The organism is Halomonas urumqiensis, assembly GCF_003028575.1.
In the GTDB taxonomy this organism is placed as follows: domain Bacteria; phylum Pseudomonadota; class Gammaproteobacteria; order Pseudomonadales; family Halomonadaceae; genus Halomonas; species Halomonas urumqiensis.
This window is the reverse complement of record NZ_PYUD01000001.1, coordinates 1,570,880-1,590,065: the sequence shown is the minus strand read 5'-3', so window position 1 is coordinate 1,590,065 and position 19,186 is coordinate 1,570,880. Positions and strand designations below refer to the sequence as shown.

The 19,186-nt window shown below is 60.9% G+C and carries 15 protein-coding genes; 5 read left to right on the top strand and 10 right to left on the bottom strand.

The annotated features are described in order from the left end of the window. Nucleotides 1-2: 2 nt before the first annotated feature. Both C6V82_RS06940 and C6V82_RS06935 read right to left on the bottom strand, forming a co-directional pair. A complete protein-coding gene (locus tag C6V82_RS06940) occupies nt 3-1,511 on the bottom strand; it encodes a UUP1 family membrane protein (protein WP_102589013.1) in 1,509 nt (502 codons plus the stop codon). A 29-nt stretch (nt 1,512-1,540) separates the two neighbouring features. Then, nucleotides 1,541-2,401 (bottom strand): ATP-dependent zinc protease family protein, encoded by an 861-nt coding sequence (locus tag C6V82_RS06935; protein WP_102589014.1) that lies wholly within the window; start codon nt 2,399-2,401, stop codon nt 1,541-1,543. A gap of 284 nt (nt 2,402-2,685) precedes the next feature. Here C6V82_RS06935 and C6V82_RS06930 point away from each other — a divergent pair, with 284 nt between their 5' ends. After that, nucleotides 2,686-3,222 carry a DUF3833 domain-containing protein gene (locus tag C6V82_RS06930; protein WP_229842995.1) on the top strand — a complete coding sequence of 179 codons (537 nt, stop codon included), beginning with the start codon at nt 2,686-2,688 and terminating at the stop codon, nt 3,220-3,222. 104 nt (nt 3,223-3,326) lie between these two features. Here C6V82_RS06930 and C6V82_RS06925 read toward each other — a convergent pair whose 3' ends face one another. The 4 genes from C6V82_RS06925 to gorA all read right to left on the bottom strand — a co-directional run bounded on the left by C6V82_RS06925 (nt 3,327) and on the right by gorA (nt 7,608). Further along, nucleotides 3,327-3,719 carry an ectoine synthase gene (locus tag C6V82_RS06925; protein ID WP_102589016.1) on the bottom strand — a complete coding sequence of 131 codons (393 nt, stop codon included), beginning with the start codon at nt 3,717-3,719 and terminating at the stop codon, nt 3,327-3,329. A 132-nt stretch (nt 3,720-3,851) separates the two neighbouring features. After that, a complete protein-coding gene (gene ectB / locus C6V82_RS06920) occupies nt 3,852-5,117 on the bottom strand; it encodes a diaminobutyrate--2-oxoglutarate transaminase (RefSeq protein ID WP_102589017.1) in 1,266 nt (421 codons plus the stop codon). Nucleotides 5,118-5,304: 187 nt separating this feature from the next. Beyond that, nucleotides 5,305-5,883, bottom strand: a complete 579-nt coding sequence (gene ectA / locus C6V82_RS06915; RefSeq protein WP_102589018.1) for a diaminobutyrate acetyltransferase — start codon at nt 5,881-5,883, stop codon at nt 5,305-5,307. 327 nt (nt 5,884-6,210) lie between these two features. After that, nucleotides 6,211-7,608, bottom strand: coding sequence for a glutathione-disulfide reductase (gene gorA / locus C6V82_RS06910; RefSeq protein ID WP_102589019.1), 1,398 nt, complete (start codon nt 7,606-7,608; stop codon nt 6,211-6,213). Nucleotides 7,609-7,784: 176 nt separating this feature from the next. Here gorA and can point away from each other — a divergent pair, with 176 nt between their 5' ends. Genes can through C6V82_RS06895 form a run of 3 tightly spaced genes read left to right on the top strand, consistent with a single transcriptional unit; the run spans nt 7,785 to nt 10,771 of the window. Continuing rightward, nucleotides 7,785-8,435, top strand: coding sequence for a carbonate dehydratase (gene can, locus C6V82_RS06905; protein WP_102589020.1), 651 nt, complete (start codon nt 7,785-7,787; stop codon nt 8,433-8,435). 2 nt (nt 8,436-8,437) lie between these two features. Continuing rightward, nucleotides 8,438-9,730, top strand: a complete 1,293-nt coding sequence (gene pepQ / locus C6V82_RS06900; protein ID WP_229842997.1) for a Xaa-Pro dipeptidase — start codon at nt 8,438-8,440, stop codon at nt 9,728-9,730. A gap of 6 nt (nt 9,731-9,736) precedes the next feature. After that, complete coding sequence (locus C6V82_RS06895) at nt 9,737-10,771, top strand: hydrolase (protein WP_102589022.1); 1,035 nt, start codon at nt 9,737-9,739, stop codon at nt 10,769-10,771. On the opposite strand, the gene msrA is transcribed toward C6V82_RS06895, so the two are convergent. From msrA to C6V82_RS06875, 4 genes are all read right to left on the bottom strand, one after another. Continuing rightward, a complete protein-coding gene (gene msrA, locus C6V82_RS06890; RefSeq protein ID WP_102589023.1) occupies nt 10,752-11,366 on the bottom strand; it encodes a peptide-methionine (S)-S-oxide reductase MsrA in 615 nt (204 codons plus the stop codon). The genes C6V82_RS06895 and msrA overlap by 20 nt on opposite strands. Nucleotides 11,367-11,396: 30 nt before the next feature. Beyond that, on the bottom strand, nt 11,397-15,470 hold the full coding sequence (tamB, locus tag C6V82_RS06885; protein ID WP_229842999.1) for an autotransporter assembly complex protein TamB: 4,074 nt from the start codon (nt 15,468-15,470) through the stop codon (nt 11,397-11,399). Beyond that, nucleotides 15,434-17,341: an autotransporter assembly complex protein TamA gene (gene tamA, locus C6V82_RS06880; protein ID WP_338063304.1), complete on the bottom strand. Its 1,908-nt coding sequence runs from the start codon at nt 17,339-17,341 to the stop codon at nt 15,434-15,436. Before tamA ends, tamB begins: the two co-directional genes overlap by 37 nt. A gap of 64 nt (nt 17,342-17,405) precedes the next feature. After that, nucleotides 17,406-18,296, bottom strand: coding sequence for a coiled-coil domain-containing protein (locus tag C6V82_RS06875; protein ID WP_102589024.1), 891 nt, complete (start codon nt 18,294-18,296; stop codon nt 17,406-17,408). Between the two features lie 248 nt (nt 18,297-18,544). Between C6V82_RS06875 and C6V82_RS06870 the strand changes: the two genes are divergently transcribed. Then, nucleotides 18,545-19,120: a Fe-Mn family superoxide dismutase gene (locus tag C6V82_RS06870; protein ID WP_102589025.1), complete on the top strand. Its 576-nt coding sequence runs from the start codon at nt 18,545-18,547 to the stop codon at nt 19,118-19,120. Nucleotides 19,121-19,186 lie beyond the last annotated feature (66 nt).

The following is a 19,186-nucleotide window of genomic DNA, read 5'->3' as shown; positions in this document are numbered from 1 at the left end:
CATCAATCCTCGGTGACCGGCTTGAAGCGGCGCAACTCGAGCAGCCGGTAACCGGTGTAGTTGCCAAGCAACAGGATCATCGCCATGAGGATCAATTGGACGCCGAGGAAATTGAAGGTGATATGGCGAATCCACGGGTTGTTCATCGCCAGATACGCGAGAATCGCGGTGACCAGGCTGCCGCCTCCCTGGATCAGGACCTGCTTTGGGCCTTCCTCTTCCCAGAGAATCGACATCCGTTCGATGGTCCAGGAAAGGATGATCATCGGGAAGAAAGTGATGGTCAGGCCCGCATTGAGCCCAAAACGGTATGACAGCACCGAAAATGCCGAAATGATGGCGATCACCGTGATGATGACCGCGGTGACTCGCGCTACCAATAACAAATTCAGGTAAGAGAGATAATTGCGGATCACAAGGCCAACGGCCACCACCAGCAGGAAGCCGACCAGGCCGGTCACCAGTGTGGTCTGGATGAAGGCGAGGGCGATCAGCACGGGCATGAACGTGCCCGAGGTCTTGATCCCCACCAGTACACGCAGCAGCACGACCACCAGGGCGCCGATGGGAATCAGCAGGATGGTCTGGAAAAGGGCCTGATCCTCGAGTGGCAAGCTGTGGATCGAGAAGTTCAGCAGCGAGTCTTCATCCAATTGGTTGCGTACCGCCGCCGCGGCTGGCTGGTTGTGGGTCAACATGGAGAAGGTGACCCCGGAATTCGTGCCACCCTGGACTTCCAGTACGGCCTGGCCAGTCGATTCCCATAGCAGCAGGTTGTCAGGGTGCCCTTGCTCACCCGACCTTGGGTCGAACAGCGTCCACTCGTCGTCATCGAAGACCTGGACCCAGGTCATCAGCGATTGGCGCCGACGGCCATCTTCGAGCAACAGCCCGCTGACCTCACGTGCTGGCACGCCGGCCTGGTTGAGTAGGCGCACGAGCAGCGGGCCACGTTCGTACTGGGTGAGCAACAAGCGCGCATTCTCACCTTGGCGCTCATCACCGAAATCGCGAATCAACTCCCGTGCGAAGGTGAATGAATTGGCGCTGCGTCCCCATGCGCGCTCGATGACCTGAACGGCGGCGGTGTCATACGGGCGTTCCCACACGATGTCTTCGCGAAGCGGCGGTGGGGAGATCTCCGGGGGACGGGAGCCGGGTGCCACCAGGAATTGTGCAGTGTAATAGAGTTGCTGGCTGCCCACCGCTTCACGAATCGACCACTGGGCACGGCGCCCGCCATTTTCCTGGACGAACGACAGGCCATAGCCGGGAGAAGCGGTGTTCTCGGTCAGCAGCCGGAAACCCCGTTGGTTGGTGGGCAAGGCCATGTCGACCAGCACAGGGGCGTCGCCTGTGGCGGTGAAGGTGATCTGTGACTCGACCTCCCAGACCTCGCGTTGTTCGCCGGGCGTCCAGGGCACCTCGAATTGCACGTGGCGATGAACGCTGAGGGCAACGCCGGCCACCAGCAACAGACCGACGATCAGATAGAAGGGGAGTCGTGACATGGGTCATCCTTGCGGGGGCGAGCAGTCGATCACTCTTCTGAAGCGTCGTCTGGCTCGTCATTCTCGTCGAGCTCGGCGTCTTCAGCGGGGTTGCCTCCCGGAAACTCCGGGCGCTCATGGCGATACGATTCGGCAACATCAATGATGGCGATATCCATCAAGAATCGGCGCCCCAACAGTACCGGATAGTCCAGATGCACACGATCCGTCAGCGTGAATTCGACTGGCTCCTGAATGGGACCGAGGGTCATCATCAGGCTCACCACGGGGCGGGAATCCTCACCGGCCACCTGGATCACGCGCACCCGTCTTTCGATAGGTGCCTCGATCCATTCCTCTCGAATCTCGTCGACGACGACATCATCTTCATTGAGGCTGAGCTTGAAGCGCACCCAATTTTCGCCATCACGTTCGAATCGGGTGATTTCGCGTGCCGAAAGCGATGACGTGTTGGCGCCGGAATCCACTCTGGCCTTGAGGTAGGTGCCGACATCCGGCAGTCCAACCCATTCGCTGCGGCCGAGCACGGTCTTGTTGGCCAGTTCGCTGTCAACGTTCTGACACTCGTTGACGACAACGTTCTGCGGAGGCTCATCGCGTTCGTGACGCTCGATATCGTTACGCAGATGGCGTAGCAGGCTACCGATCTCTCGCACATCGGCATTGAGTTGTGCTTGCTGGAGCAACTGCTCATCCGCCTTGGCCGTCTGCAATTCACAGCGTGCGGCTAGATTCTGTTCGAGGCCCTCTATGCGCGTGGCAAACTCATCCGGGCCGAGAACCGGCTCGGGCTCAGTGGGCTCGACAGGTAGAGCGCATCCACCGAGAAGCAGGGTGAAAGTGAGCAAACCACTGGGCAGCAAGCCATCGGGCAACAGACGTTGGCGCATGGGGTTGAATCATTCCTTGAGTCCGGTCGCAAGATGATAAGGAGTCGATTGGGACGTTGTCCAACGCTGCATGGAAAATCAACGTGTGCGATGCGTCATCCTGAGAGCTTCATGGTAGCACATTTAACATAATATACATTATGCGCACTAAAGGGGCGAAATCACACATAGACACATCCAGACTCTCCGCCAGTCATCCTTCGCATGGCCATGGCAACCCATGGCATTTGGTCACGAAAGCCACTAAGCTCCAAAACGTCAACAGAATTTATACAGAGATGATCATGGTGTACAAAATACGTTTCGTGCTGTTGTGCGTGATCGTGACCGGCTGGTTGGCTGGCTGCACGGCGGTTGATGTCGATCACTACGCCGGAACCGCCCCTAGACTGGATATCGCCGAGTACTTCGATGGCGAGACTCGCGCCTGGGGCATGGTTCAGGATTTCCGAGGACGCGTACAGCGGCGTTTCACCGTCGATATCGACGGACAGCTCGAAGGCGACACCCTGGTACTCGATGAACGTTTCGACTATGCGGATGGTGAAACCGATCGCCGGATCTGGACCTTCGAACGCCAGGACGATGGTCGCTGGCTTGGCAGTGCCAACGATGTCGAGGGGCCCGTCGAGGCCCGCCAGTCTGGGCATGCATTCAACATGAGCTATTCGCTGCCCGTCGAGGTGTCGGGACGCACGATCACCTTCACCCTGGATGACTGGATGTACCTGCAACCCGACGGACGTCTCATCAACCGCACGGCAATGAAGAAATTTGGCATCACCCTGGCTGAGATCACCATCGTCTTCGAACAGCGCTGAATATATGATATACGGACATGTTAAAGCGCTCCCGGCACGTAAATGCCGGGAGCGCTTGTCATTCCGCCATCTTTTTCAGCGGGAGAATCCGTTAGCCGTGACCGTCAGTCGTCGGCAGGCGCGTAGGAGCCGTCCTCGCGGTGAACCTCGGTGCCGGTGATCGGTGGTGTGAACACGCAGGCAAGGTGCATGGTCTTGCTGGCACGCAGCAGGTGCTCGTCATGCTGGTCGAGGATGTAGATATCGCCTGGCTTGATCGGCCAGATCTTGCCGTCGGCCAGGGTCTCGACCTCGCCTTCGCCCTCGATGCAGTAGACCGATTCATAGTGGTGCTTGTAATGAATGTGAGTCTCTGTGCCCTCGAAGATACGCGTGATGTGGAAGGAGAAACCGCCACCATCACCAGCAAGCACCAAACGCGTGCTGTCCCAGTTGCCGTTCTCGGCCTTGACCAGGCGGTCCGACTGGCGTGCTTCATCGATATTGCGAACGATCATGGATGGACTCCATTACTGTCGTTGACTGGCGAGCCCCAGGGACTGGCCGGTGGCTCGGCCACCTTCATGGTGGCCATGACGTCAGGCGACCGGATCGCGTCGCCCTGATTCGAACCTAGCAGGTCAAGCGTATCAGCTCAGCGCCTGCTTGGCGCTCTTCTCGAGGATGTCCAGCCCTTCGAGCAGGTCCTCATCGGTGATGGTGAGCGGGCAGAGGCATTTGACCACTTCGCCGTCTTGGCCACTGGTTTCGATGATCAGGCCATTCTCGAATGCCTTGGCAGTGATCTTGTCGGCGATGTCTCCCGTACCGACGTCGATGCCCCGCATCAGGCCACGCCCACGTTCACTGGCTTCGATGCCCTGCTCGGTGATCCAGGCGGCAAGCTTGGCGAAGCGGTCCGCAACCACCCTGCCCTTGCGCTGCACATCGCGCTCGAAGGTGTCATCACTCCAGTACTCGCGCAGTGTGGCAGCAGCGGTGGTGAACGCCAGATTGAAGCCGCGGAACGTACCGTTGTACTGGCCCGGCTTCCAGGTATCGAGTTCGGGGCGCATCAATACTTGGGCAAACGGCAGGCCGAAACCGGAGAGCGACTTGGAGTTGGTGACGATATCCGGGGTGATGCCTGCATGCTCGAAGCTGAAGAACTTGCCGGTCCGGCCGCAGCCCGCCTGGATATCGTCGACGATCAGCAGGATGTCATTATCCTGACAGATCTGCTCGAGACGCTTCAGCCAGTCCAGGCCGGCGGCGTTGATGCCGCCCTCCCCCTGCACGGTCTCGACGATGACGCCGGCTGGCACGTCCAGGCCGCCGGACTTGTCGGTCAACAGCTTCTCGAAGTAGTCGAGCGTGTCGGTACCGTCGCCCAGGTAGCCGTCATAAGGCATGAAGGTGCCGCCGACGGTGGGGACCCCGCCTGTCGCCTCACGGAACTTGCGATTGCCGGTGGTGGCAAGCGCCCCCATGGTCACACCATGAAAGCCGTTGGTGAAGGTCACGATGTTGTGACGACCCTTGACGTTGCGTGCCAGGCGAATGGCCGCCTCGACGGCATTGGTGCCGGTCGGTCCCGGGAATTGCACCTTGTAGTCCAGACCGCGTGGTTTGAGGATCAGTTCTTCAAGTGTCTCGAGGTAGTCGCGCTTGGCGGCGGTCCAGAAGTCGAGGCCGTGGACGATCCCGTCGGATGCCAGGTAATCGACGAGCGCCTGCTTGATCTTCGGGTTGTTGTGCCCGTAGTTGAGGCTGCCGGCGCCGGCCAGAAAATCGATGTATTCGCGACCGTCTTCATCGGTCAGGCGTGCGTTCCTTGCCGTGGTGAACACCACAGGAAAAGAGCGTGAATAGGTGCGAACATCGGATTCCATCCGTTCGAGGATCTGGGTCTGCATGGGCGACCTCCTTTTTTGAATTCCAGTATTAAATTCCAGTATGAAATTTAAGGGTTATGAAATTGAGGAATGTGAAAGCTGAGAATGTGAAAACTGAGAAAGCGAAATCAAAGACAGCGAATCTGAAAATTGACCGAGCGTATGCCTCGGCGACCCGATCGACGGTCGCCGACAGCATGTACGTGCGTCAGATTCGGTCGGTCTGGAATGGGCCGATGCGAACCAGATTCTCCGGGTCGTGTTCACCGCCCAGTTGATCTGTGGAGAAGTATTCGCGGCTGTTGAGCGGAGCTTGCCAGCGATCGGCAAGACGCCGGAACAATCCCCAGGATGCCTGGTTATCGGGGGTGATGGTGGTCTCGAGATGATGCACCTCGTGAAGCTCGGCGCGTCCCATCACTGCCTCGACCAGGCGCCGGGCAAGACCGGTTCCCCTGGCCTTCTCGCCCACGGCAACCTGCCACAGGAAATAGGTGTCGGGGGCATTGCTCTTCACGTACCCGGAGACAAACCCGACGATTTCACCTTCTTCGTTGGTTGCCACCGCGCAAGTGTCGCGGAACTGGGTGGCAAGCAACAGATAGGCATACGCGGAATTCACGTCCAGCGGTGGACAGGACTTGACCAGTTCATAGATACCCCAGCCGTCATCCGGGTTTGGCTTGCGAATGAACAACGGCATGGCGTCGAAGCCGACCACGGCATCGGCAACGCTCGGGCGTGCCAGGTCGGCGGAGGGTGTGAAAGGTTCACTGGTTGTCATCATGGCGGGTTCGCTTAGCGAATTTGTAAAGCATTATAACAGCGCGGAGTCGCATTTCAAAATTGCGATTATTCTATCAACCAGCAACCATAACAGGAAATTATGCGGCAGGGCCTTAGCCTAGCCACAATACCTGCTGCAGGCCTTCTGTACAGGTGGCCGCTTCGTTGAGCCGCACTGCTGTTGCGCACTGCTGTATAAGAGATTAGTCCAACTGAGATGCTGTCGAGATGACATTTTCTCAACGCATGGCGTATGAACCGTTATCCCTGAAAAGCAACGGGCCACCCTTGGGTGGCCCGTATTGCGGTGTGCTGCCGTGTTCGCTCGTCAGGCGGGTGTCGCGGGGATGATGCGTGTCGGTGTGCGCATGGTCACGAACTCCTCCGCTCCGGTGGGATGGATGCCCACAGTGACATCGAAATCCGACTTGGTCAGCCCGGCGCGCACGGCAATCGCAATCCCCTGGATCACTTCACCGGCCTCCTCGCCCACCATGTGGGCCCCTACCACCACGTCGCTAGCATCATCGACGATCAGCTTCATCAGGCAGCGTTCCTGACTACCCGACAAGGTGTGCTTCATGGGCCGGAAGTTGGCGGTGTAGACGCGAATCTTGCCATACGCGTCAACGGCCGCCTGCTCGGAAAGCCCCACCGTGCCGATATTGGGGTGACAGAACACGGCGGTGGCAATGTTGCGGTAATCCAGCGGTGCCTTGGGCGGTGTATCGGTGAAGTGGTGCTGAACCAGGTGCATGGCCTCCGCAAGTGCCACTGGCGTGAGCTCGGGGCCACCCGACACGTCACCCAGCGCGAGTATCGAGGGAACCGAGCTCTCGAAACTCTCGTTGACACGGATATGCCCGCTTGAGGTGAGTGAGATGTCCAGGGCATCGAGTCCGAGGCCTTCCAGATGCGGCTTGCGGCCGGTGGCGGCCAGTACGGCATCGACTTCCAGGGTTTCGCCATTGGTCAAGCTGACTTCGAGGCCGCCTTCGACACGCTCGATGGAGGTGATGTTGGTGTCAAAACTCAGGTTGACGCCCTTGGCGGCCATCTGATCGCGCGTGAATTCGCGAACTTCCTGGTCGAACCCACGCAGGAACAACTCGCCGCGGTAAATCAAGTGAGTGTCACTGCCCAGCCCATTGAAAATGCTGGCGAACTCCACGGCAATATAGCCACCACCCAGCACCAGGAAACGCTTGGGGAAACGTTCCAGGTCGAATACCTGGTTGGACGTGATGGCAAGCTCACACCCCGGGAACTCGGGTACCCAGGGCCAGCCACCCACGGCAACCAGAATCTTCGCCGCGCTGATGCGTTCACCGGCCACTTCGACGGTGTGAGCGTCGATCACACGAGCCCGTCCCTCAATCAGGCGGACATCGGCGTTCTCCAGCAGGCGTCCATAGATGCCATTGAGCCGTTTGATCTCTCCAATCTTGTTGTCACGCAGCGTCGGCCAGTCGAACTCGGGGGGAGCGGGCAGCCGCCAGCCGAAGCCACTGGCATCCTCGAAGGCATCGTGGAAATGCGCGGCATAGGAGTAAAGCTTCTTGGGCACGCAGCCGACGTTCACACAGGTCCCCCCGAGATAGCGATCCTCGGCCACCATGACCCGGGCGCCATGGGCGGCGGCCGTGCGTGCCGCACGCACTCCACCGGAACCGGCACCGATAACGAAAAGATCACAGTCGTATTGGGAGTGGTCGAACTCGGACACGGAATTCTCCTGTTCGCAAGGGCCACGTTCGGCCTGGAAATCATGTCGGGCGATGATAGCAGCCAACGAAGAACGGCGGGAACCTGGCGAGACCCTGACGTTGACCAATGCCTTGCCAGGCGGTAAAAGAAGTCACCGATTTCACGTCGACCCTTACGTACCGGAACTTGCTTGCCATGAAAAAGGAAATCGAAACGCTGCTGGCCAACAATCGCGCCTGGGCCAAGCGCATGTGCGAGGAAGACCCCGAGTTTTTCTCTCGTCTTTCTCAGCAGCAAAACCCCGACTATCTCTGGATTGGCTGCTCCGACAGCCGCGTGCCTGCCAACCAGATCATCTCCCTGCCCCCAGGGGAGGTCTTCGTCCATCGCAATGTCGCCAACCTGCTTCACCACAACGACCTCAACGCGCTGTCGGTACTCCAGTACGCCGTGGATGTGCTCAAGGTTCGTCATATCATGGTGGTAGGGCACTACGGCTGTGGTGGCGTGAAGGCCGCTGTCGCGGGCGGTGACAATGGCATGGTGGATATCTGGCTGCACTCGGTGCGTGAGCTCTACCTTAAACACCGCCAGGCCCTCTCAGAGCTTTCGCTGGACGATCAGGTGAACCGCATGTGCGAACTCAATGTCGAGGCCCAGGTGATGAACGTTTGCCGTACCAAGATCGTTCAGCACGCCTGGCAGCGCGGTCAGCCCTTGTGGATCCATGGCTGGGTCTACGGGCTCTCCGATGGTCGGGTCAAGGATCTGGGGTGCACGATCTCGGGCCTCGACCAAGCCGGCACCCTCTACCGCATCGAAACGCTCACGCCTGGCGAGGGCTAGAGGTGTCGTTGGACGTCCTGCAGCATGAGCATCTCGTGGCCCTCGAGGAGCGTTATTCGCACGTGCTGGTCAACCACCAACTGGATGGCGTGCTGCTCTACAGTGGCCACCCTGCACGCCATTTCGGCGATGACCAGCACGCAAGCTTCGTCACCCAGGGCCACTTCATGCACTGGACGGGGCTTGCCCATGCCGCGCATTGCTGGCTGCTGATACGCCCTGGCTTGAGACCCACCCTGTACTTTCATGCGCCGGACGATATCTGGCATCTTCCCAACACCCTACCCGATGAACCCTGGGTCAATCACTTCCATGTCGAGCGACGTCAGGAGGTAACGCCCCCTGCCCTGCCGCCTGGCCGCTTCGCTGTGGTGGGCGATGTGGCGCCGACCATGACGGCGCAATGGGATGTCAAGATCAACCCGGACGGCCTGACGCGTGACCTCGATGCGTTGCGTGTGCACAAGAGCGCCTATGAAGTCGCCTGCCTTCGGGAGGCCAACCAGCGAGCCATGCTGGGCCATCAGGCAGCCCGTGACGCCTTTCTCGGCGGCGCTTGCGAACTGGACATCCAGTTCGCTTATCTGGCCGCCACTCGGCAGCGCGAAACGAGCCTGCCCTATGGCAACATCATCGCACTCAATGCTCATGGGGGCGTTCTGCACTACCAGCATCAGGCCATCAGGCCCGAAGCCATAAGGCGTAGCCTGCTGGTGGATGCCGGATATCGCTATCGAGGCTATTGCGCCGATATTACGCGCACATGGCCAGGGCCCCACGCCAATCAGCGTTTCGCCCCGCTGGTCGAGGGTGTTACCGCACTTCAACGTACCTTGATTGCCGCGCTGGCACCGGGTGTCTCGTTCATCGATCTGCACGAGCGCATGCACGCAGGATTGGCCGACCTGCTGATAGAACAACGGCTGGTGCGGACAAGCGCCGAGGCTGCCGTGGCAAGTGGCATTACCCGTGCCTTTTGTCCCCATGGCCTTGGACACCTGCTGGGTGTTCAGGTGCATGATGTGGCAGGCCACAGGGATGAAGGGGGCAATCTCCTGTCACCACCTGTCGGTGCCCCCTTTCTGCGACTCACCAGGGAACTGCAAGCCGGGATGGTGGTCACCATTGAGCCAGGCATCTACATTATTCCCATGCTGCTCGATGCCTACCGCGGCAACCGTGAAATCGACTGGGACGCGGTGGGTTCACTGGCCGATCATGGCGGTATTCGTATCGAAGACAATATCCACGTCACCTTGCATGGTCCCGACAACCTGACACCACGCCACGAGTGATCCCCCATGACCGGCCAGCTGCATCCCGCTCAGTTCCATCCACCTCGGGGGCTCGCCAATCGTCATGTGCAGACACTGCTGCCTCGTCTGCTTCCCCGCCGCCGGCTTGCAACGAGCAAGGAAGTGCTCGAGTTGCCCGATGGTGACTTCGTCGAACTGGTGTGGGCCAAACCGTCTCCGGTCTCTCTGGATGCACCCATTTTCCTTCTATTTCATGGACTCGAGGGATCGATCGACTCGCCCTATGCGCGGGAGCTGATGGCCACGGCTGCCGCCCTTGGGTGGCGTGCGGTACTGATGCATTTTCGCGGTTGCGGCGGTATGCCCAATCGTCTGCCTCGGGCCTACCATAGTGGCGATACCGCGGATGCGTACTGGCTCATCGGCCAACTGGGACACCGCTATCCGCACGCATTGAAAGTGGCGGCGGGCGTGTCGCTGGGTGCCAATATGCTGGTCAAGCTGGTTGCCGAACAGGGGGGCGATGGGCTCGATCTGGCTGGCGCCATCGCCATCTGTGCCCCCCTGGATCTCGGCGGCTGCGCGCAATCCATCCATCACGGCTTCGCGCGGGTCTACGAGCGCCATCTGCTGAGGTCTCTCAAGGCCAAGGTGCTGGACCGCCTGGATACCCTGCCACTGGCTCTCGATCGCCAGAGCCTGCTGGCCATTGATAGTCTGCGCGACTACGACGATGCCGTTACCGCGCCACTGCATGGCTTTCAAGGCGCCGAGGACTATTACCAGCGCGCATCGGCGGGTCGGCTGTTGGGTGAGATCGAGCTGCCCACGTTGCTGTTGCACGCCGCTGACGACCCCTTCATGCCAGCCGGCCTGTTTGAGCAGTTACCGCCTCCGGGTGATGCGGTGCGCGTGGAAATCGCCCGCCATGGTGGGCATGTGGGGTTCATGGAATGGCGTGATGGCGGGCTGAGACCTTGGCTTTCACATCGGGTCGCAGCCCAACTGGAGGACTGGTGTTCACCAGCGGGTAGCGCTGTCTGGCGGCACAGGCGTCGCGTCAGCCGATCGGGCAGCTGACCCCGGTACCCTTGAGACCACAATAGCCGTGGGGGTTCTTGTGCAGGTACTGCTGGTGGTACTCCTCGGCGTAGTAAAACGCTTCCAGCGCCGCGATCTCGGTGGTGATGGTTCCCCCTCCGGCCTGCTGCAATGCTTGCTGGTATGCGTCCCGCGAATGTTCGGCCACTCGCAACTGAGCCTCGCTGCTGGTATAGATTGCCGAGCGATACTGTGAGCCGATGTCATTGCCCTGACGGTCACCCTGGGTCGGGTCATGGGCCTCCCAGAATACGCGCAGCAGACGCTCGAGATCGATCTGGCCGGGGTCAAAGATCACCCGCACCACTTCAGCATGGCCGGTGCGGCCGGAACAGGTCTCGTCGTAGGTCGGATGGGGAGTGATGCCTCCCGCATAACCGACCGCCGTGACCACGACTCCCGGCAGTTGCCAGAACAACCGCTCAGCCCCCCAGAAGCAGCCCAGGCCCAGCACGATCTCCTCGAGCCCCGGATCGAAGGGTGGCAACATGCTGCGACCGTTGGCGCTATGCACGCCGCTCAGGGGCATCGGCGTATCACGACCGGGCGGTACGCGGGATGGATCGAGTCGCATCATCGTCTCCTTGTTGTCATCCGTTGGCTGTCAGTCATTGGGCGTGGGCGGTGTGCCCGGCAGGCTGTAGGTATAAACCAGATCAACGGCCTGTGCAGCACCCGACACCGCCTCGAGATAGAGGTTCCGCCACAAGGTATAGCGCAAGGTCAATTCAGCGATCGGCGAGAATACCCCAACCCCGTAGCTGACGCGCAGATCCTCGGTGAGCTGGCCGCTGACCACCACCTGACTGTCTTCCCCCGTGCCCGCGGTGTCCAGCGCCAGGTCGGATACCCCGAAGGCTTCGCCGATAGCGCCCACGGCACCGCCGGTCTGGCCTAGCGTCATGCCAAGCAGTGCTGAGGTCAGGGCGCCATCCGCATCACTGTCATTGGGGGCGCGTCCACGCAGCAGGTAGGAAAGCGCTCGGGATTCATCCATCGCCGGCTCCGAGAACACGCGCAGTTGTGGCTCGGCGGCACTGCCGGTCACGCGAAGCCCCGCAATGACATCATCCTGGGTTAGCGATGGGTTGCGGATGGCCTCGAAATTCAGCAACGGCTGTCCAGGCGGCCCGCTGAACAGGAGCGTGCCCTGGCGAATCACCAGATCCTGTCCGTAGGCGCGGAAACGGCCATCGACCAGGCTGACATCCCCGAACAGTTGCACCGGACCATTCTGCTGGCGAACCTCCAGGGTGCCGGCGAGTTCGGATTCGAGCCCGTAGGCGGAAAGCTGCATATCCGGCCCCAGGCGCAGATTGATCAGTACATCCACCGTCATGCCGGCATCCACCAACGCCTGGGCAGCATCTCCCCCCGGCTCCTCGCCGTTAGTTTCTTCGCGTTCGGCCTGGCGGCGAGCGCGCTCGTCATCGCGCTCTGTAATGATCACTTCATCCGGGCTCGGCGCCACGGCCGAGGCTGGCAGCTCGCCAACTTCCAGCCGCGCCCAGGGAACGTCGACATCGCCACGCACCTGCAAGCGCTCGGGTTCCACGTCGATACGCAGATCTGGTGCCACGCGTAGACGCCCGAATTCAGGCAACACCGCGAGCAGCGGATCGTCGCTGGCATCCAGCGCGATGGCCACACGCCAGGCATCCGGGCTTGGCCAGGCGGCATCACCGTCGATCGTCAGGCGACCCTGTTCGGCGGCCACGAAGCCCTCGATAGTCGCCTGGTCACCCGACAGCAGAACGTCGAGCTCGCCGTCGCTGACCACCATCGGGATATCAGCACCGCTCACGGCGAGACCCGAAAGGCCAAGGCGGCCATCGAGCACTGGCGATTCGCGATTGCCGCCAATCGTCACGTCAGCGCCCAACGTCCCCTCAAGTTCCTCGAGGCCTGCGGCCAGAGTGCGGTAGCGAGACAAGCGCAGGTCGTTGAGTCTCAACCGGCCATCCAACCCACCGGCCCCAAGCGGGTCGGTAATGCCCAGCGTGAGCGTGATGTCGCCGGCTTGTGCCAACGTGAGACCCAGTTCGATGTCGGCCCGCTCATGGGTGGCCAGGGCATCCAGGGTCAGGCGTGAAGGCGGCAGCTCCCAGGGTTGTCCGTAGGCGTCGAGCCCATCCAGTTCCACTTCACTGAGCAGGTCGAGCTCGGCGCGCCAGGTCGCCCCGCCCTGCCCCCATTCGGCTACCAATCCAAGCTCTGTCTCGCCGGCAACCGTCCAGCCTTCCGGCACCACCTGGTCAAGCAGGCTCATCGGTACCTGGCGGACCGCGAGTGTCGCTTGGCCACTCTCCGCCGAGGCATCGAGCGTCTCGGCAAGACACAGCTCGCCACCCTGCTCGCGTCGTAGGCAGAAAGGCTGGACCCGGGCGCTTGCGGTCGCCAGGTTAGCCTCGAACTCGAGCGGATCGTTCAGGCGGATGTCGCCGAATTCGGTATCGACTTCCAGAGGGTCGAGCCGGCCACTGTAACGTTCACGCTGGTCATCGAGCCCACCCTCCAGAGCAAGTGCGGCTCGCGCAAGCGGCATGCCGGGCGAGGCGTTGGCATCGAGGGTCAGGCGGTGGTCGGAGAGTCGGCCGGCAAGCACCAGGGCAATGTCGCTGAAGCGCTGGCCAGCGGCATTGAGCTCGCTGATATCAAGGTTCAAGTCGAGATCGGGATCTTCGAGTCCGCTGACCCGGCCCGCCAGGCTGAGCTGTGCCAGGCGGTTGTCGGCGAACGCCAGATCGCTACCGGCGAGATCGAGATCGACCTGTGGCGCGTCCAGGGTTCCGGCGGTATCGATGCTGCCGCTCAATCGTCCAGACAACTGTTCATGCAGGCTGCCCAGTGCCGGCATATCGAGCGCTACCGCGATGTCGAGCGCCTGCTCGGAGACCTGACCCGCGGCTGACAGGTGATTGTCGCCCTGGCGGAAGTCCAGTGTTTCGATCGACCAACGCATCTCGCTGTCGCCGGACAGATTGGCGCGCAACGACAATGGCAGTTCCTGGAGTTCACCGTCGATGGCCAGTTGCGGCACAGTCACAGACCAGCCTTCGTCGGTCTGACGGAAGCCCAGTTCGATGTCTCCATCGAGACTGCCACTGATTCCCTCGACAAACCGGCCTGGCTCGATGCGATCGAGACGCACCTGAGCGTCGACCGCCAATGCATCCGCCCAGTCGATGCGTCCGCGGCTCACCAGCGAGGCATCGTCGAGGCTCACCGCAAGCGGGGTCCAGGCAAAGTGTCGTTGATCACCACTGCCGGTGAGGGCGATCCGCGTGTAGGGAACGCCAGGCCCTTCGACGTGCAGCGAGGCGGCGGCCTGGAAGTCGAGCAGGCTACCCTGCACACGCAAGGAAATATCCTCGACCCACCAGGGCTCGGTGGCTGGCGCGTCGGCGTTCGTGGCCTCGGCGTCGCTTCCCTCCTCCGCGTCGGCAGGCGTGCTCCCCGCGGCCACTTCGCCAGTCGTCGCGGCGGGCAGCGGCCACTGCACGAAGTCACTACGCAGTGACGCTTCAAGCGGTAGCGTCGGGTCCAGGGCATCCAGCCGGGCATCGGCGCTGCCGGTCACAGGCCCAGTCAGGTTCAGGCGGACACCCAGGTTGGACATGTCGCCATCCAGGGCCAGATCGATACGCTGGCCGGCTAGCTCCGGCATGATCTCGGGAAGCCACAGCGCTGCTTGAAGGCGCGCCTGCAAGGGATAGTCGTCGCGCAGTTCGATAGTGGCCTCGAATCGGCCATCGGCATCCACGCTGCTGACCTCGAGCGGGGAAATGTCGACCCGTTGGCCGCTGGCGGAAAGCGACAGCGCCAGGCGTTCTACACCATATTCAATGGCACCTCCCACGGCAGTATCTTCGATCAGCAGCTCCGGTACCTCTATTGCCAGCGGCAGTCGAATCTCCGGCAACTCGCGGCGTGGTTGCTCATCGAGCGGCATGTCGGCCATGCCTTCCAGTTCCGCGGCTACCGAGGATGGCAGCGGGCTCTCTACGGCGATTGCCGCATCGATGGCCTCGGCGGCAACACGCGGCCCGTCGTGCTCGGCTTCGCTCAAGGCCAGGCGCATCCCCGGTGATAGCGGCAGCAGGACGCGGGTACCGACCAGCCGGGTCGGCAGCAGTTCAAGTGTACTCTGCTCGGCCATGGCCCCTGTGGTGAAGCTGTCCCAGCTCACCTGCGTGCCATCGGCCAGGGTCAGCTCGACATCGTTGAGCGCCAGTGCGCGAATCTCGATGGGAAACGGCAGGCTAATCTCGGCAAGCGGCTCGCCAGCAGGTTCCTCCTCGTCGCCAGGCTCGGACTCGGAAAGCCGGATGCGAGCACCCTCTAGCACCAGCGCATCCAAGCACAGTCGACCGGAGAGCACGCAATCCTCTGCCCAGGCGAGTTCGAGCCGCCGGACCGCAATTCTGGCAGGGCCCGCTTCGAGGCGCAGGTCCTCGAGTTCCAGGCGATCGAGTGGCGCTCCTTTGCTTGCCACAAGCTCATAGAACCCGCGCTTGGCTCCCTCCTCGAGCAACAGGCCCGTTCCCCAGGGAGACAGCGCGATACCTAGAATGAAAGTGACCAGGCCGAGTAGCCATAGGGGCAGCACGATAAACAGGCGAAACACAGCCCAGAGCAGCGTCAGAACTCGGGACCGATGGCGAAATGAAGGCGCCACGCATTATCCTCATCGTCGAAGGGGTGAGCGATATCCAGGCGAATGGGACCTACCGGTGAGACCCAGCGGACGCCTAGGCCAGCCCCTTTATTGAGATCATCGGGGCCCCAATCCGCAAAGGCATCACCGGCATCGACGAACAGCGCGCCCCACCAGTCGCCAGTCACCCGGCGCTGTACCTCAGCACTGCTGGTGAACATTTGCTGGCCGCCTTGAAGCAGTCCGTCTTCATTACGGGGGGACAGGCTTTCGTAGGCGTAGCCGCGCACGCTGCTGTCGCCCCCGGCGAAGAAACGCAAGGAGGGCGGGATCTTCGAAAAGTCGTCGGTTTCGATGGCGCCAAGCCCCAGCCGGCCCACCAGCCGCGTATCGTCACCCACCATGCGAATCCATTGCGTCTCACTTGTCATGCGCAGAAAGTCGGCCTGTGAGCCCCAGGCGCCATTGGAGACTTCGAAGGATAAGCGCTGTCGGTCGCCCCAACTGGGAAACGTGGGATTGCGCGTGCGCGTGCGTGACCAACTGATACCTGGATAGAGCAGCAGGACCTGTTCATCCTCACCGCCTTGCGTGAAGTCCTCGATGGTGCCGCGCACATAGAGCGTCTGTACCCAACGGTTATCGAATTCCCAGCGCCGCGCTGCCTCGATGGTGGCTTCCAATGCCTGGGTGTCTTCGTTGTCGCGATGACGAAACCCATATTGGAAGCGGTAGCTATCACGCAGCGGGTTCTCCAGCGGCATGCGGTAGACGCCGCTGAAGCGCTGTTCCGGAGCCGACAGGTAGAGATCATGGTCGAGGCTGTGGCCCAGGCTATTGATCCATGGTTGATGCCACCCAAAGCGCAGCCGTGGGCCGACATCTGTCGCAAACCCCACGCCGGCCTCGAATTGATGGCGGTCAGCGGGAGTGACGGTAATATCGATCGGGACCTGTGGAGAGTCGCCGCGACCAAGCGTTGCGGCACTTTCCAGGGCCATCGCCGAGAGGGTTGGTCCTGCCACCACGTCGCTGGCGTCTGACGAATCAGCCGTCGTCGGCTGGCCGACATCGAGTTCCTGAAACCAGCCTAGCCTGCGCTGCTCGAGAGCCAGACTTTCACCTTGACGCAGGCGCGGTCTCACGGTCACCGAACCGAACCATTCGGTCTGGCCGAGTCGCTGGTTCAAGCGCGCAAGTTCGCCAGCTAGATACGGGTCGCCCTGAGCGAACGGCGTCAGGTTGAGGACCCGTTCACGTTCGATATGGCTGTCGCGAAGCGTTACCTCACCGAAGCGGTATCGTGGCCCGCTGTCCAGGGCCAGATACAAACGGGCGCTCTCGTCATACGGCCGAACTTCCATGCGACGATCGACATAACGCCATTCGAAATAACCACGCTCGAGCGACAGGTTGGCAAGACGACCTCGCAAGCTGTCATACGGAGCATGGACAAGCGGGTCGCCTTCAGAGAGTGGGAAATCATCGATTGCCTGCTGGAAGGGAGGATCCGTCGCCGCCTCACCTTGCAGGCTGAAATCGATGACTTCCAGACGCACGCGTGGGCCAGGGTCGATGGTAAGTTCGACAAATTCGGGAGGCTCACTTTCATCGAGTTGCCATTCGAAGGTGGGTTCGTAATAGCCATAGACACGCATTGCTTCACGAGCACGGCGTTGAACCTCGGATTCGATTCGGGCACGGCTGTACGCTTCGGCATCCAGACTTCCGAGATAATGTCGCACGTTCTCGGCGACGTTACCTTCAAGCCCCTCGATACGCGCCTCGAGCGCCCGGATCGTTGGTGCGTTCCCCAAAAGGACGGCCCCAAACAGCATGCTGATGGCAAGGCGTGGCAGGCGGTAGACCATTTGATTGTGGCGTCCTTCCATCATGCGACTCCATGGCAATGCATCCTTGCATGCGGCCATATCCGGTTGCGGTGATCATGCATCGTTATGGCTGCAGGGCCTCGATTTGGGCACTCAATGCCAATTGGGAACGGCGAAGTTCACCAATTTCGGACGCCAGTGCAGAGATTCTGTCTGCCGTTGCAGCGGAACGCTGTTCGATATCATCCCGCGAAGTGTCTGCTTCTTCAAGCGCATCATCCAGGGTGGCCAGGCGTGCCGCGAGTTCGTCAAGGCGCGATCCCAGGCTGTCTTCAGTCTCGGTGATGCGTTCTTCGAGATCATCATGACGGGACGCAAGACGTATCATCGCCTCGCGGTTGGCGGTATCTTCCGACACGTCATCGAGACGCGCAGTCAACGAATCCAGTCGCTGATCATGACGATCCTGGTCCTCGGCCAGCACCGACAAGCGTTGATCGAGAGCTGATCTCCCCTCCTCGCCTGCGCGTTCCAGCGCATTCAGAGATACCCGAGAGGCGGCCATCAACGCGTCACGCGTGGTGGCCGCCTCCTCCACCCTGTTGATGCGCTCGGACTGTGACGCTGCCTGCTCGCGGATATCGTCCAGTCGCGCTGCACTCTCATCCTCCAGCGCCTCGATGCGCTCCGCCATGCTGTCATCACGCGCCAGTAACGCGGAAATCCGTTCTTCAATACTGTCCAGCGCATCACCACTTCCCTGCTCGGCATCGAAACGTGCATGAACATTGGAAAGCTCACCTCCCAGGCGCGACACTTCTCGCTCAAGACGATTGCGCTCTTCAAAGCCCATCCAGGCCAGCGCCGCAAACGCACCGATAAGTAACACGATCAGCAACCACAGCGGCCATGTCCGATTAGGAGGTGGCTGGCGCAGGCGCTGATGAGACAGGCTGGATTCCGGATCCGGTACGATCGAGGTGGCGAACCGGCGGTCATCCGGGCGCTCTGCCATGGCGAACTCCTTATCTCGAGCGGTAAAGGTCGCTGCGCGTGCCAGAAAGGCATGTGCCGATTCCCTTGAGGTGAATTGGCGGCCTACCTGCCGGGTGCTAAGCTGCCGCGACACCCCCGCACAGCATGGCACCTAGTGTAAGGTTTTTTTGCACCGAAACGCACGGATGCCGACCAACGCAGTCGCGCAGTCAGTCCACCGCGATGAGCGCCACCTGGGAACTAACGTTGCGATCGAGGAGACGTTGAATGGCATTCGAGTTGCCTGCCCTGCCTTATGACAAGAATGCGCTGGAGCCATATATCGCTGCCGAGACACTCGAATATCGCTATTACAAGCAGCATCAGGCCTGTGTTACCAGGCTCAACGAACTGATCGACGTTACCGGCGATGCGCAAAGATCGTTGCAAGAGATCATCTCGACATCGTCAGGCGACACCTTCGATCAGGCCGTCCAGGTCTGGAATCACACCTTCCATTGGCACTGCTTGTCACCCTACGGAGATGGCAGGCCCAAGGGGGCATTGAGCGCTGCCATCGAAACCAGATTTGGTTCGTTCGAAGGCTTCAAGCAACGTTTCACTGACGCTGCCATGGCCAACCTTGGCACAGGCTGGACATGGTTGATAAAGACAGCGGAAGAAAGCGTCGAAATCGTCAACACAAGCGCGACCGACACGCCGATTGCCCACGGGCAGTGCCCGGTACTGGTGGTTGATGTTTGTGAAGACGCCAAGTATCTCGACAACGTCTGGCAGTTGCTCAACTGGGATTTCGCAGCGCTGAATTTTACCTCGGCATTATCATTGCAGCGGCCCTTGTAACAGCCCTTGTAACAGTCCTTGTCAATTGCGGCCAGGAACCGACAGGGATGATGACGATGAACATCG

What these genes read in the sequence shown, in the direction of transcription:
- C6V82_RS06940 (WP_102589013.1), bottom strand. Translation starts at nt 1,511, where the DNA reads ATGTCACGACTCCCCTTCTATCTGATCGTCGGTCTGTTGCTGGTGGCC.
- C6V82_RS06935 (WP_102589014.1), bottom strand. Translation starts at nt 2,401, where the DNA reads ATGCGCCAACGTCTGTTGCCCGATGGCTTGCTGCCCAGTGGTTTGCTC.
- C6V82_RS06930 (WP_229842995.1), top strand. Translation starts at nt 2,686, where the DNA reads ATGGTGTACAAAATACGTTTCGTGCTGTTGTGCGTGATCGTGACCGGC.
- C6V82_RS06925 (WP_102589016.1), bottom strand. Translation starts at nt 3,719, where the DNA reads ATGATCGTTCGCAATATCGATGAAGCACGCCAGTCGGACCGCCTGGTC.
- ectB (WP_102589017.1), bottom strand. Translation starts at nt 5,117, where the DNA reads ATGCAGACCCAGATCCTCGAACGGATGGAATCCGATGTTCGCACCTAT.
- ectA (WP_102589018.1), bottom strand. Translation starts at nt 5,883, where the DNA reads ATGATGACAACCAGTGAACCTTTCACACCCTCCGCCGACCTGGCACGC.
- can (WP_102589020.1), top strand. Translation starts at nt 7,785, where the DNA reads ATGAAAAAGGAAATCGAAACGCTGCTGGCCAACAATCGCGCCTGGGCC.
- C6V82_RS06895 (WP_102589022.1), top strand. Translation starts at nt 9,737, where the DNA reads ATGACCGGCCAGCTGCATCCCGCTCAGTTCCATCCACCTCGGGGGCTC.
- msrA (WP_102589023.1), bottom strand. Translation starts at nt 11,366, where the DNA reads ATGCGACTCGATCCATCCCGCGTACCGCCCGGTCGTGATACGCCGATG.
- tamA (WP_338063304.1), bottom strand. Translation starts at nt 17,341, where the DNA reads ATGGAAGGACGCCACAATCAAATGGTCTACCGCCTGCCACGCCTTGCC.
- C6V82_RS06875 (WP_102589024.1), bottom strand. Translation starts at nt 18,296, where the DNA reads ATGGCAGAGCGCCCGGATGACCGCCGGTTCGCCACCTCGATCGTACCG.
- C6V82_RS06870 (WP_102589025.1), top strand. Translation starts at nt 18,545, where the DNA reads ATGGCATTCGAGTTGCCTGCCCTGCCTTATGACAAGAATGCGCTGGAG.